This is a genomic window from Bacillus sp. CFBP9009 (assembly GCF_036541465.1).
Classification (GTDB): Bacteria; Bacillota; Bacilli; order Bacillales; family DSM-1321; genus Peribacillus.
The window spans coordinates 104,980-117,240 of record NZ_JAZHFU010000008.1 but is presented as its reverse complement, the minus strand read 5'-3'; the positions used below and the strand labels follow the sequence as shown (position 1 = coordinate 117,240).

The 12,261-nt window shown below is 38.9% G+C and carries 16 protein-coding genes; 13 read left to right on the top strand and 3 right to left on the bottom strand.

Annotation, left to right across the window (positions count from 1 at the left end):
- Nucleotides 1–56: 56 nt before the first annotated feature.
- Nucleotides 57–299, bottom strand: a complete 243-nt coding sequence (locus tag V3595_RS18840) for a hypothetical protein (RefSeq protein WP_413018481.1) — start codon at nucleotides 297–299, stop codon at nucleotides 57–59.
- A gap of 223 nt (nucleotides 300–522) precedes the next feature.
- On the opposite strand from V3595_RS18840, the gene V3595_RS18835 reads away from it, so the two are divergent.
- From V3595_RS18835 to V3595_RS18785, 11 genes are all read left to right on the top strand, one after another.
- Nucleotides 523–1,233 carry an anthrax toxin lethal factor-related metalloendopeptidase gene (locus tag V3595_RS18835; RefSeq protein WP_485908741.1) on the top strand — a complete coding sequence of 237 codons (711 nt, stop codon included), beginning with the start codon at nucleotides 523–525 and terminating at the stop codon, nucleotides 1,231–1,233.
- Between the two features lie 57 nt (nucleotides 1,234–1,290).
- Nucleotides 1,291–2,085, top strand: a complete 795-nt coding sequence (locus tag V3595_RS18830) for a thymidylate synthase (RefSeq protein WP_048686772.1) — start codon at nucleotides 1,291–1,293, stop codon at nucleotides 2,083–2,085.
- On the top strand, nucleotides 2,082–2,567 hold the full coding sequence (locus tag V3595_RS18825; RefSeq protein ID WP_485890057.1) for a dihydrofolate reductase: 486 nt from the start codon (nucleotides 2,082–2,084) through the stop codon (nucleotides 2,565–2,567). The genes V3595_RS18830 and V3595_RS18825 overlap by 4 nt, the downstream gene beginning before the upstream one ends.
- 149 nt (nucleotides 2,568–2,716) lie before the next feature.
- Nucleotides 2,717–3,985, top strand: coding sequence for a threonine ammonia-lyase IlvA (ilvA, locus tag V3595_RS18820; protein ID WP_402904926.1), 1,269 nt, complete (start codon nucleotides 2,717–2,719; stop codon nucleotides 3,983–3,985).
- Between the two features lie 194 nt (nucleotides 3,986–4,179).
- On the top strand, nucleotides 4,180–4,371 hold the full coding sequence (gene tatA, locus V3595_RS18815; RefSeq protein ID WP_034307557.1) for a twin-arginine translocase TatA/TatE family subunit: 192 nt from the start codon (nucleotides 4,180–4,182) through the stop codon (nucleotides 4,369–4,371).
- An 84-nt stretch (nucleotides 4,372–4,455) separates the two neighbouring features.
- Nucleotides 4,456–5,202 carry a twin-arginine translocase subunit TatC gene (gene tatC, locus V3595_RS18810; protein WP_101225286.1) on the top strand — a complete coding sequence of 249 codons (747 nt, stop codon included), beginning with the start codon at nucleotides 4,456–4,458 and terminating at the stop codon, nucleotides 5,200–5,202.
- Between the two features lie 136 nt (nucleotides 5,203–5,338).
- Entirely contained in the window at nucleotides 5,339–5,602 is a 264-nt protein-coding gene (locus V3595_RS18805; RefSeq protein ID WP_306804680.1) for a DUF2535 family protein, read from the top strand.
- Between the two features lie 228 nt (nucleotides 5,603–5,830).
- Nucleotides 5,831–6,673 (top strand): DegV family protein, encoded by an 843-nt coding sequence (locus V3595_RS18800; protein ID WP_485908740.1) that lies wholly within the window; start codon nucleotides 5,831–5,833, stop codon nucleotides 6,671–6,673.
- Between the two features lie 153 nt (nucleotides 6,674–6,826).
- The gene (locus V3595_RS18795) at nucleotides 6,827–7,417 is read left to right on the top strand and encodes an SCO family protein (protein WP_352920692.1); all 591 of its coding nucleotides are present in this window, start codon (nucleotides 6,827–6,829) and stop codon (nucleotides 7,415–7,417) included.
- Nucleotides 7,418–7,704: 287 nt separating this feature from the next.
- Nucleotides 7,705–8,547, top strand: coding sequence for an SGNH/GDSL hydrolase family protein (locus V3595_RS18790; protein ID WP_350299163.1), 843 nt, complete (start codon nucleotides 7,705–7,707; stop codon nucleotides 8,545–8,547).
- Entirely contained in the window at nucleotides 8,544–9,128 is a 585-nt protein-coding gene (locus V3595_RS18785; RefSeq protein WP_485908739.1) for a YpmS family protein, read from the top strand. Before V3595_RS18790 ends, V3595_RS18785 begins: the two co-directional genes overlap by 4 nt.
- A 54-nt stretch (nucleotides 9,129–9,182) precedes the next feature.
- On the opposite strand, the gene V3595_RS18780 is transcribed toward V3595_RS18785, so the two are convergent.
- Nucleotides 9,183–9,932 carry a DUF4397 domain-containing protein gene (locus V3595_RS18780; protein ID WP_485908738.1) on the bottom strand — a complete coding sequence of 250 codons (750 nt, stop codon included), beginning with the start codon at nucleotides 9,930–9,932 and terminating at the stop codon, nucleotides 9,183–9,185.
- 239 nt (nucleotides 9,933–10,171) lie between these two features.
- On the opposite strand from V3595_RS18780, the gene msrA reads away from it, so the two are divergent.
- Together msrA and msrB are read left to right on the top strand one after the other, a co-directional pair.
- Nucleotides 10,172–10,663, top strand: a complete 492-nt coding sequence (gene msrA / locus V3595_RS18775; RefSeq protein WP_485908790.1) for a peptide-methionine (S)-S-oxide reductase MsrA — start codon at nucleotides 10,172–10,174, stop codon at nucleotides 10,661–10,663.
- Nucleotides 10,653–11,081: a peptide-methionine (R)-S-oxide reductase MsrB gene (msrB, locus tag V3595_RS18770; RefSeq protein ID WP_101225279.1), complete on the top strand. Its 429-nt coding sequence runs from the start codon at nucleotides 10,653–10,655 to the stop codon at nucleotides 11,079–11,081. Before msrA ends, msrB begins: the two co-directional genes overlap by 11 nt.
- Nucleotides 11,082–11,131: 50 nt before the next feature.
- Here msrB and V3595_RS18765 read toward each other — a convergent pair whose 3' ends face one another.
- Complete coding sequence (locus V3595_RS18765) at nucleotides 11,132–12,220, bottom strand: SGNH/GDSL hydrolase family protein (RefSeq protein ID WP_485908737.1); 1,089 nt, start codon at nucleotides 12,218–12,220, stop codon at nucleotides 11,132–11,134.
- Between the last annotated feature and the right edge of the window lie 41 nt (nucleotides 12,221–12,261).

Here is a 12,261-nt window from a genome sequence, read left to right as displayed (position 1 = left end):
ATTTCTGAAATCAACTGGATATTTTATAAAGTTTGAAGCTGACATCAAATATGATGTCAGCTTTTATTTTGGAAAATATCAAGTATTTGAAGAAGGGCTGTAAATGTTGTGAAGAAAAGAAATGGCAATAAAAAGTTAAGCCAAAGTGAAGACAGTAGCGGATGCAGCAGTATGCCAAATAAGATGGAGAACAGAAAAAGGTCGAGAATGATGAACACTCTTAAACTGTAAATATCAAGCACTTCTTCAGCAAGTTCACGGTGCTCATTCAAGATGGCTTTTTTATTATTGGTTTCCATGCGATCACCTTAAACCTTTTACGATTATATACTGTTGATATATGAAAAGCGCGGATCAATGGTTCTTCTCATGATGAATGGCAACCGAAATTACCAAAAAAACATAGAGTTTTTACATTAGGGCAATATGTTATACTAATATAATAGTATCAAAGGTTTAGAGTTTTTAAATAACATATATTTTCTTAACATAAATGAGGAATGAAGAAGGGGGGAGAAGCGTGTGAAAAGGAAAAAATGGTTATCCATACTTGCATTAATTGTCTTTTTATTCTCAATGCTCTCCTATTCATTAGCGAAGGATGATGGGGTGAAATGGCGGAATTTACCCAAAGATAATCTTTTAAGACAAGCTGAACTTTTTAAGGGCAATAAAGAATTGCAACGAATATTTTTATTTCCAGAAGAGGAGTACGATGAAAGGGAAGCACTTAAAATTGCTGGTACCATTAATAATCTGCCTTATTCCCTTTTGGTGAAAACTGCTGAAAGTGGTGTGAGGATCAAACTATTCGATGGTGATTTAACAGAAAATCAATCCGCGGCAAAATTAAAGGGGAAAACCCCGCGTGGTTATTCGAATAAAGAAACAACTTGGGATGATGTGCCTGGTATGGGCGGATCACATACGGTATTGGTTAAAATCGGGGCAAGTGACAAGGGCAACGGGCATGGCTCCGTTAATTTGGAACTGCATGAACTGGGGCATTCAATTGATAATATAGTGTTTGATGGAATCCGTGAAGACATGGATTATTTGAAGATTTGGGGTAAGGAAGTGGATGGGCTGTTTCCTGGGATTACGTATTTTTCCAATTACCCTGAGGAATACTTTGCAGAAACGTTTGCCATGTTTTATGTAAACGATGAACAAAATCAATTGCTTAGACAAAAAGCACCCAAGACTTATAATTTTATTAAACAATTAGATTAAACATTGGGCAATAATACGTTAAAATAAGGAGAATGAAAGTAGAAAAGGTGGTTTATCATGAAGCAATATTTAGATTTATGTAAGCATGTACTCGAAAATGGAACTCAAAAGGGTGATCGTACGGGAACAGGAACGATCAGTACCTTTGGATATCAAATGAGATTCAATTTAAAAGATGGATTCCCTGTACTTACAACGAAAAAGGTTAGTTTAAAAGCGATTATCCATGAACTATTGTGGTTTTTGAAGGGTGATACGAACGTTGGCTACCTTCAGGAAAATAGCGTGCGCATCTGGAATGAATGGGCTGATGAAAAGGGAGAATTAGGTCCGATTTATGGTCATCAATGGCGTTCTTGGGGAACGGCTGATGGAAGGCAAATCGACCAAATCAGTGAATTGATCGAACAAATCAAAACGAATCCAAATTCAAGAAGGCTGATAGTCAGTGCTTGGAATGTTGGTGAACTGGACGAAATGGCCTTGCCGCCTTGCCATGCTTTCTTTCAATTCTATGTCGCTGATGGCAAGCTTTCATGCCAGCTATACCAACGTTCAGCGGACGTCTTTTTAGGTGTTCCTTTTAATATAGCTTCATATGCGCTCTTAACGATGATGATCGCCCAAGTGTGTGATTTGGAAGTTGGCGAATTTGTACATACTTTCGGGGATGTCCACATCTACTCTAACCACCTTGAACAAGTGGAACTGCAGTTGACTCGTGATCCTAAACCATTGCCAATCATGAAAATCAATCCGGATGTGAAAAATATCTTTGATTTTAGCTTCGAGGACTTCGTTTTGGAAAATTACGAAGCCCATCCCCATATAAAAGGTGAGGTTAGCATATGATATCATTGATAGTGGCTATGGATCAAAATCGTGTGATAGGTAATAACAATAAACTGCCGTGGCATTTACCGGCAGATTTGCAGTATTTTAAAAAAGTGACGATGGGCCATCCGATCGTCATGGGCCGAAAAACATTTGAATCGATCGGGAGGGTCCTGCCTGGCCGCGAAAATGTCATCGTTACCCGCAATCAGGATTTTAAAGCGGAAGGCTGCGTAGTTTTACATGATATAGCAGAAATCAAAACGTTTGCAGATAACCGAGATGAGGAAGTCTTCGTGATTGGCGGAGCTGAAATCTTCAAGGAAATCCTTCCTTTTACCGACCGCTTGTATATAACGGAAATCCATGAAACCTTTGAAGGTGATACTTTCTTTCCCGTGATTGATGAAAATGAATGGGATAAAATCTCTTCAAACCCTGGCAGCATCGATGAAAAAAATCGATATGCCCACGATTTTATTATTCTTCAAAAAAAATAAAGTGCTAATCCGATTATGGGGAAATGACCATAATCGGTTTTTTTTGGTATGAAACAAACAAAAGAAAGAATTTTTAGAAAAATCAATTACATTAATAACAGTAAAGTGCTATAATGATTGAATTCATTAGGAAGGAAAGAGGGATTGTTATGAATCAGACTGCATCTAAGAATAGGGGGATTCAATTGGAAGATATTCTAATTGCCTATAGAGAACTGAAAGAAATCGTTTTGCATACTCCTTTACAAAAAAATCAGAGACTCTCTGAAAAATATGATTGTAATGTTTATTTAAAACGTGAGGACTTACAACACGTACGTTCCTTTAAATTAAGAGGGGCTTACTATAAAATGAAAAGCCTGACCGCTGAAGAGACGAAGAATGGAGTTGTTTGTGCCAGTGCAGGAAACCATGCACAGGGAGTAGCTTTTTCCTGCAGCCAATTGGGTATCCACGGGAAAATTTATATGCCTGCTACAACTCCAAGGCAAAAAGTCGATCAAGTTCAGCTATTCGGCAGGGATAATGTGGAAATCATCCTTATCGGGGATACATTCGATGACGCATTTGCCATGGCGATGGAATGCTGTGAAAAAGAAGGCCGTTCCTTTATCCATCCATTTGACGATGAAAAGGTAATCGCCGGGCAGGGTACAACCGCTGTAGAAATCCTGAATGATTGTGAAGATGGAATCGACTATGTATTTGCCGCTATGGGCGGAGGCGGATTAATGGCCGGAGTATCAAGTTATTTCAAATCGGTTTCCCCAAAAACGAAATGCATTGGAGTGGAGCCGCAAGGTGCTGCTTCGATGGAATTCTCCTTCAAGGAAGGAAAAGTTTCTGAACTTGAAAACATAGATACATTCGTTGACGGAGCAGCCGTCAAGTGTGTGGGACAGTTGACATATCAGCTTTGTAAGGAAAACCTGGAAGATATCATTGTCGTCCCCCCAGGCCAAATCTGTACGACGATTCTCGATTTATATAATCAGCATGCGATCGTAGCTGAACCGGCAGGGGCTATATCTGTAGCCGCGTTGGATTTATACAAAGAACAAATCAAAGGCAAAACGGTTGTTTGCATGGTCAGCGGAGGGAATAACGACATTGGGCGTATGCAGGAAATTAAGGAGAAATCCTTATTATATGAAGGGCTGCTTTATTACTTCATCGTGAATTTTCCGCAACGTGCTGGAGCTTTAAGGGAATTCCTTGATGAGGTGTTAGGACCGAATGACGATATAAGCCGTTTTGAATATACGAAGAAAAATAATAAAGAAAGCGGGCCGGCCCTGGTTGGTATTGAGCTAAAAGATAAAAATGATTATGCAGGGCTCATTCAAAGGATGAACAAGAAAGGATTCTCTTTTGTAGAGGTCAATAAAGACAGTAATTTATTTCACTTATTGATTTAATCATGGACAAAATGTTAAATTAGGATAGAATAATACCTATGTTTTTACATTTTATTCTGCCGGCCCAGTCGTACATGAGCATACTGTCGATAATTGTTACCATTCTATGACGAATTGCCAGTTCCCTTTCAATTGGTTGGAAATGGTATTATAATCGGAGTAGGTCTAATTACAACACCAAAGGGGATGTATCCATGTCGAACATTGGAGTACCTGGTCTAATTCTCATCTTAATATTGGCATTAATTATCTTTGGTCCGAAGAAACTTCCAGAAATTGGCCGTGCTTTTGGACAAACGCTTCGTGAGTTTAAAAAGTCCACGAGTGATTTAACAAAAGGTGATTATGAAGAAGATAAGAAGCTGCAACAAAAAAATCATGAATGATTGAATGCTGGGCGTAAGATGGAATCGTCTTGCGCCTTTATGCTGGAACAAGATACGGATTTTCAGATGAAGGCGTGATCAACTTTGGAAGATAAAGAATTAAATATCATCGATCATCTCGATGAATTGAGAAAACGGCTCATCATTACAGCTGTTGCTTTTGTCATCTTTTTTATCGCCAGTTTTATTTATGTTGAGGAGATTTATAATTGGTTCGTGAAAGATCTCGATTTTGAACTAATGGTATTGGGACCGAGCGATATAATCTGGATTTACTTTATGCTTGCAGGTGTCGTAGCCATTGCGGCAACGATACCGGTAATTGCCCTGCAAATCTGGTTATTCGTTAAACCCGCTTTGATGCCAAATGAAGTAAGGGCGACCCTTGCCTATATTCCGGCACTTTTCCTGCTTTTTATCGGAGGGCTTGCTTTCGGTTATTTTGTCATCTTCCCGACCATTCTTCAATTTTTGATTGAATTGGGCGATGGGATGTTCATAACCAGTTTTACAGCGGATAAGTACTTTTCATTCGTATTTAATATGACGATACCTTTTGCTGTTTTATTCGAGCTTCCTGTCGTTACCATGTTTTTGACCTCCCTTGGCATAATTAATCCTTATGTGCTTCAAAAGTTAAGGAAGTATGCATACTTTGTACTGGTTGTCATAGCGATATCGATTACGCCGCCTGACTTTATGTCAGACTTTATGGTGATGGTTCCGCTTCTGTTATTATATGAAATCAGTATTTCTTTATCTAAAGTCGTCTATAAACGAAGGGTGAAACGTGAAAGCTTGCGGGAAGGCACCTACGAGGAAGGTTTATAAAAAGAGGTCCATAAAGGCATTTTGCCCTTTATGGGTCTTTTTTTTGTGAAAGTCAATCTGATTTGTCTGTTTTTTTACACATTTGAATATTTATACTTTTGGATTTATTGTGTATAATATAAGCAATCGGTGAAAAATGAGGATTGATATTTTGATGTTCAAATGCTTGGAATTCAAAGATTGTTTTGGACATAAGGTCACAATTTCAGAAATACCTGTCTTACTGCCTAGTGATCCGAATTTTTTTATGTTGACCGTGCGTTTGGAAGTATTTGTAAAGAAGGTTTTTGCCAATAAAGATCATAAAGAAAATTACTCATTTAAGCATTATTTAGCATCCGTACTCAAATGGCCCGTTTATAACAAGCTTTTTTTTGGAAGTTTACTAAATAATGCTTAATGCGGACTGTTCCATAGCTAACTTCTCCGTTAAAAGAGATGACACGAATGCCATGCAATATCTAATAAATCGGCATGTGTTCAGGTTAGCTCATGGGACGGTCTTTTTTTGTGTGATCATTTCAAAAGACTAGTATCACTTCACTTGAAAAAAAGAAAACCTTTGGTTTGAATGCGTACCTTGAATAGGTATAATACAATAGATATGTTAATTTAGGGATGTGTAATGATGAATAAAGTAAAGATAGTAACAGACTCGACAGTAGATATGACACCTGAGGAACTGGAATTTTATAATATTACAATGGTCCCTTTATCGATTTTTATAGATGGGGAGACTTTTTTGGATAAGGTTGAAATCGAACAAGAAGAATTCCTGAAAAGAATGAACCAGTCAAAAGAACTGCCAAAAAGTTCACAACCAGCCGTAGGTACCTTTGTGGAGGTATATGATGAACTAGGAAAAGACGGCAGCGAGATTATATCCATACATATGACAGGTGGCATGAGCGGCACAGTTCGCTCAGCGGAAAGCGCAGCAAGCATGTCTGAAGCGAAGGTTACCGTTCTTGATTCGAAATTCATTTCAAAAGCGATGTCATTCCAGGTGATCGAGGCAGCGAAGATGGCGAAGGAAGGGAAATCCGTAGCTGAGATAATTGATCGACTGGAACATATTAGAAAACAGTCAAGTTTAATCATTGTCATAGAAACACTTGATAACCTCGTTAAGGGCGGAAGGATTGGCAAAGTTTCTGCTTTTATTGGTTCATTGCTGCACATAAAGCCGATTGCACTTCTTGATGATGGTGTACTGAATCCTGTATCCAAAGCTAGGAGCCAGTCACAGGTCGTGAAGTTCATCATCAAGAAATTCAAAGAAGATACTCAAGGCAAAAAAATTAGAGGCATTGGTTTTGTACATGCGAATGGCCTTGAAATAGCGGATAAAGTCCGCCACGCCATTGCAGACTTAACAGGATATCAAGACATAAAGATAGAAGCAACGACTGCCGTTGTCAGTACCCATACGGGTGAAGGCGCAATGGCAATCATGTATTATTGGGATTGATATTCATAAACCATATGAAACTGCGTTTGGCGGCGGTTTTGTCACTTTTACAATTGTCTTTAATTCGTAGAAATAGTTGCTGTTCTCATTCCGATTGGTCTGTTAGAATAAATGAAGTAACAGAATATTTTATACATAAAGGACGGGGTAGGGATGAGAAAGCTGCAATTGCTTATGGCAGCTATGGGAGCATCAATTTTATTGCTGTTGACAGCATGTGGTTCCAATGGTGTACCTGATGCTAAAAATTGGGACCTTGAAGATTTCAGTTACATCGATCAGGAGGGTAAACCTTTCTCAAAAAGCGATCTTAAAGGAAAGGTTTGGGTAGCGGATTTTATATTCACTAGCTGTGAGACGGTCTGTCTCCCCATGACTTCGAATATGACGAAGCTGCAGCAGCAATTGAAGGATGAAGGTATTACGGATGTAGAGTTCGTTTCATTTTCCGTGGACCCGGAAATTGACAAACCTGATGTTTTAAAAAAGTTTGGTGACCAATTTAATGTGGATTACGGCAACTGGCACTTTCTGACCGGTTATGGACAGGAAGAAATCGAGCAGTTTGCATTGGATAACTTTAAAACGATCGTCAAAAAACCAGAAGCAGAAGATCAGGTGATTCATGGTACCAGCTTTTTTCTGATTGATCAAGAAGGAAAGATCATCATGGATTATACAGGCCTGCAGGATATTCCCTTTGATGAAATCATTAAGCATATTAAAATTTTACAGAATTATTGAACAGGTTAAATGACCTGTTCTTTCTGTTTTCATCCATCCTTTATAAGGATTTCAATGGAGCTTTAACGATGCTGAAAATGAGCAATAAGTTTTTGAAGAAACAGCGGTAGTTAAGAATGATTTTACATGCTCAGTACATGCTAATTTTTATAGGACTAGCTTTATTTCACTGCATTTTTCATATTGTATAGTAAGGAATGCTCAATTCTGGAAGTACAATGAAGGTATATTGTTTGCAATCTTTCGTTTTCTGCATGATATAATATATGGGTAGGAAGGTGAGGGTCATGAGGTACAAAATCACCTGTCTTTTCATATGCCTAGTTTGGATTTCAGGCTGCAGTCAAAGTGAAACAGCCTCAAATCAGCCATCTGTTCAGCAGAAAAGCATAGTTGAGCTGAGTAAAAAGGAAACCATTCCTGCCAGCTTTTTTCCGGACCCTGTGAAAATCGTATCGATTGGCGACTCCTTGACTCAAGGTGTCGGTGATAGTAAAGATAATGGCGGGTATCTGCCTTATTTACAAAATAAGCTGGAAAAAGAACCATCGATTACTTCAGTTGAGATGATTAATCATGGCATACGTGGAAATAGGACCGACCAACTATTGAAAAGACTGGATAAGACTAGGATTAAAGAAGACATAAAGCAAGCTGACTCGATTGTCGTCACAATCGGTGGAAATGATATCATGAAGGTCTTTAAACAGAATTTCTCCAACTTGGAACTGAATCAGTTTGAATCGGCAAAAATAGGGTATGAAAAAAGATTAAGGCAGATACTTGATAAGGTTCGTTCCGAAAATGATTCTGCGCAAATTTACCTTGTAGGCGTCTATAATCCATTTTCCAAATGGTTCGGAGACTTTTATGAACTTGATATGATCATGAATGATTGGAATGAAAGCGGAAAAGAGATCATTGAAGAATATGATTCAGCCTATTTTATTGAAATAGCAGACATTTTCGAGAATTCCGAAGAAGATTTGCTGTATGCCGAGGATTATTTTCACCCAAATGACCGCGGATATGAATTAATCGCGACAAGAATCTATAATGATATGGATATTACCACTATCGGAAAGGACACATTGGAAGCGAGTGCCAAAGGAGATGATGACCAAGAATGACAAATGTCAAATGGAAGACATTGTTTATTTCCCTATTAGCCCTAAACATCCTGGTCATCCTGTTTGTAACGATTTTAGTTAATCTGCCGACTAAAGATCAAGATCTGATACCCAAAGTAAGCCATGAAGAAGATATCCAATTTCAAATTCATACGAATCGGGAAGATTTGACAAGATTAATCAACCAGTATCTGGATAAAGAGGGATTGACGGGATCCATTCACTACGAAGTGTATTTAACGGATGAAGTCGAATTATATGGAACAATGCCATTTTTCAACCGTGAAGTGGAAATGAAATTGACTTTTGAACCAATTGCCCAAAAGAATGGGGATTTGATCCTGAAGCAAAAATCAATTGCAGTCGGTAAAATGAACCTTCCTGTTTCATATGTAATGAGTTTAATAAATGACCGTTATAATATGCCGGATTGGGTTAGCATCAGTCCTAATGACGAAAGTATTTATGTGTCATTACAGGATATGGAACTGAAAAGCGATATTAGGGTTAAGGCGAATGAATTCGATCTAAAAAATGATGATATTTCATTTTTATTGACCATCCCATCATCATTACAGTGATAGTGAATAGATGGATAAAAAACCAGGATCGATGCATCCTGGTTTTTTATCCATTTATGGAGATAGCGTTAAGGTTTCCAGTGAGGATGACTGCCGATTCGAACCAATTAAATAAATGGTTGTGGGAGTATTTACTTGGAAGGCTTTGTTTGGCAAAGGGAGTGCGATCTCTTTTGTCCCAGCTATCCTCACTTCGAAGTCTACTATCATGGGATGTATATTAAGATATTCGCTTGCTTTCCTGAAATGGAGTTGATCAAAAACGACATCTCCATCTTTGACGGCAATATCCACCGAGAGTAAATCATGTGAAAGCTGGATGAATCGTACCTTTGCTTCATTTGGAGGAACAAATGGAATATCTTCGAAAGGTAACATGTTCAATGATTCATTAGCCAGGGCAGATGCAAGAGCAATGGTATAGAAAGTCCCGCTTTCGAGTGTCACATTACAGCTTAAAAGAGGTAAGGCGCTTTGTCCGCTGCGGTATATTTCCAATGGGTACTTGCCAGGGGGGAGTGGTAAATAACCATTGTTCTCTTTATATGAGAAATTTTTAAGGATAGGCATTTCATTTACATAAATATCAAATGAGGGAGCTGTTGGGGCAGCATGTAAAAAGCGTACTTGTGCAGGCAGTAGGACATTCATTTGTTCATATCTCAATTGTTGTGTTGATTTTTCGAGACTTTTCAAATGCTTATGGAAATAATAATCATGCAATTGCGGATCGCTGTTTTTGTAATAAGACGATAGTAAATCATATGTTACCGATTTTTGTGAATATGATTGTTTATCGCTCATTTCAAACACCTCTCATTTTTCCAGTATGTTCTTATCATATGTTGTCATGCTTGGGCGTGTGTCTCCCGTTTAAAAAGAGGAGGGACGATTTTTCGTAAAAAGGGTCGATCGGCATATTATTTTACAGCGTCATATAAAAGCGTTAAAATTCATTCAATGGATTGTTTGTAAAAAAGGAGGATTTTCATTTGACAAAGCAATTAGAGAAGGCAACATTCGCAGGCGGATGTTTCTGGTGCATGGTGAAACCATTCGATGAACAGCCTGGCATCGAATCCGTTATCTCTGGCTATACGGGCGGGACTACGGAAAACCCTACGTACAAAGAAGTTTGCTCCGAAACCACGGGCCATTATGAAGCAGTTCAAATCACCTTTGATCCAAGCGTATATCCATATGAGGAGATAATCGAGTTATTCTGGCAGCAAATTGACCCGACAGATGCTGGCGGGCAATTTTATGACCGGGGAAGTTCTTATCAAACGGCCATTTTTTATCATGACGAAAACCAACGTGAAATTGCAGAAGCATCCAAAGCTAAGCTGCAGGCAAGCGGGAAATTTTCAGGACCGATCGTAACGCCGATTATACCAGCCAAAACGTTTTATCCAGCCGAGACATACCACCAGCATTATTATAAAAAGCAACCTGAGCATTATGAAAGATATTCGATTGGTTCAGGACGGAAAGCATTTATACAACATCACTGGGGGGAAAAAAATGAAAAGTAAAGAAGAATTAAAACAGAAACTCACTCCGATTCAATATGAAGTCACACAAAATAATGGAACGGAACCAGCCTTTAACAATGAATATTGGAACTTGAAGGAGGAAGGATTATATGTGGATATCGTTTCAGGCAATCCTCTTTTCACTTCAAAGGAAAAGTTCGATTCAGGCTGCGGTTGGCCAAGCTTCACTAAACCGCTTAAAGAAGAGGAAGTAGTGGAAAACCTCGATACGAGTTATGGTATGAGAAGGATAGAGGTTCGCTCAAAAACTGCCGATTCTCATCTGGGTCATGTTTTCAATGATGGGCCGGGACCGTCGGGATTACGCTATTGCATCAATTCTGCATCATTAAGGTTCATCCCGCTCCAAGATCTTGAAAAAGAAGGATACGGAGAATACAAAAAGCTGTTTGATTGAATGCAAAACCCCCTATCAGCTAATGATAGGGGGTTATTTATGAGTAATATTCAATCTGTGATGATTGATGCGATCCGGACATATGGAATGGTGGTAAGTTCCATTGCTTTATTCCTGCCAGTCACCTCAAAACGGACAGTATGTGAACCGGGACGGAGCCCATTTGTGATAAATAAATATCTTTCACGGGCAAATGGCCACCACGTATTCAAAGTCGTAATTTCATTTCCGTCGATCCATACATTCACTTCCCCGCCATCAGGACTTCTAAGCAGTTTCACACCAAGCATACTTCCTTTGAAGGTATATTCAATCACACTGCCCTTTTCACTGCTAGTGAAATAGCCACCCCTTGGACGAAAACCGCTCATTTTTCCATAGTGGTCAATTTCCGATAATTCAAATCCAGAACGGGCATGCAGCTTAGATGGAAGGCCTGCTACAGCCTTTTCCCGTTTGATGTTTTCCAGGAACCGTTCATAAATTGCATCAGCATATAATTTATAACCCAGCCCATTTGGATGAATCAAATCTCTTGTCAGCTGTTTTTCCGTATATCCTGAATCTTTGAATATAGGTCGCATATCCACATTGGTTGCACCGTAATGTTTGGATAAAAGTCCGATGGCTGACGCAAATTCCTCATATTTCAAGGAACTCTCTGTAATTGTGAATAATTCAGCGTTAGGGTGGAGACGTTTCGCTTTTCTCATTAATGCTTCATATGTCATGGTAAAATCATCGACATCCATATATTTGCGATCATTCTCACCAAAAACGAAGAAAATCAGATCTTTATGATCATGCTCCCTTCTTTGGGAAAGCTTGAATAGGCCTTCAAAAGCAGTGGCTCCGCTTTGGACCACGTAGTCACCGTGTAAAGCAATATCATTGGCTTCATTCATCTTATTTTCTAACTGTTTGAACCATGTTAGATCAGGCTTTTCAGCTCCCGACCCTCTTCCGATACTGTCACCAATGACGAGATATTGAATGGCCTGGCCTGATTGGAATTTTTGATAAACATTTATCGAATCATCTGATCCATATGTTTTAGGGACTTTTTGAAGGATATAGCTGATTAGAAGGATCGTGGCGATTGCAGCGAAAGGGATGAAGGATTTTGCGTTCGTTTTCAATTATGTTCCCCCGTATTGCCTTTTATGTATCCATGTAGGTA

Excerpts from the sequence above, each read along its gene's own strand:
- V3595_RS18830 (WP_048686772.1), top strand. The coding sequence starts at position 1,291 with ATGAAGCAATATTTAGATTTATGTAAGCATGTACTCGAAAATGGAACT.
- V3595_RS18795 (WP_352920692.1), top strand. The coding sequence starts at position 6,827 with ATGAGAAAGCTGCAATTGCTTATGGCAGCTATGGGAGCATCAATTTTA.
- ilvA (WP_402904926.1), top strand. The coding sequence starts at position 2,717 with ATGAATCAGACTGCATCTAAGAATAGGGGGATTCAATTGGAAGATATT.
- V3595_RS18840 (WP_413018481.1), bottom strand. The coding sequence starts at position 299 with ATGGAAACCAATAATAAAAAAGCCATCTTGAATGAGCACCGTGAACTT.
- V3595_RS18805 (WP_306804680.1), top strand. The coding sequence starts at position 5,339 with ATGAGGATTGATATTTTGATGTTCAAATGCTTGGAATTCAAAGATTGT.
- V3595_RS18785 (WP_485908739.1), top strand. The coding sequence starts at position 8,544 with ATGACAAATGTCAAATGGAAGACATTGTTTATTTCCCTATTAGCCCTA.
- V3595_RS18800 (WP_485908740.1), top strand. The coding sequence starts at position 5,831 with ATGAATAAAGTAAAGATAGTAACAGACTCGACAGTAGATATGACACCT.
- V3595_RS18825 (WP_485890057.1), top strand. The coding sequence starts at position 2,082 with ATGATATCATTGATAGTGGCTATGGATCAAAATCGTGTGATAGGTAAT.
- tatA (WP_034307557.1), top strand. The coding sequence starts at position 4,180 with ATGTCGAACATTGGAGTACCTGGTCTAATTCTCATCTTAATATTGGCA.
- msrA (WP_485908790.1), top strand. The coding sequence starts at position 10,172 with ATGGTGAAACCATTCGATGAACAGCCTGGCATCGAATCCGTTATCTCT.
- V3595_RS18790 (WP_350299163.1), top strand. The coding sequence starts at position 7,705 with ATGAGGTACAAAATCACCTGTCTTTTCATATGCCTAGTTTGGATTTCA.
- msrB (WP_101225279.1), top strand. The coding sequence starts at position 10,653 with ATGAAAAGTAAAGAAGAATTAAAACAGAAACTCACTCCGATTCAATAT.
- V3595_RS18780 (WP_485908738.1), bottom strand. The coding sequence starts at position 9,932 with ATGAGCGATAAACAATCATATTCACAAAAATCGGTAACATATGATTTA.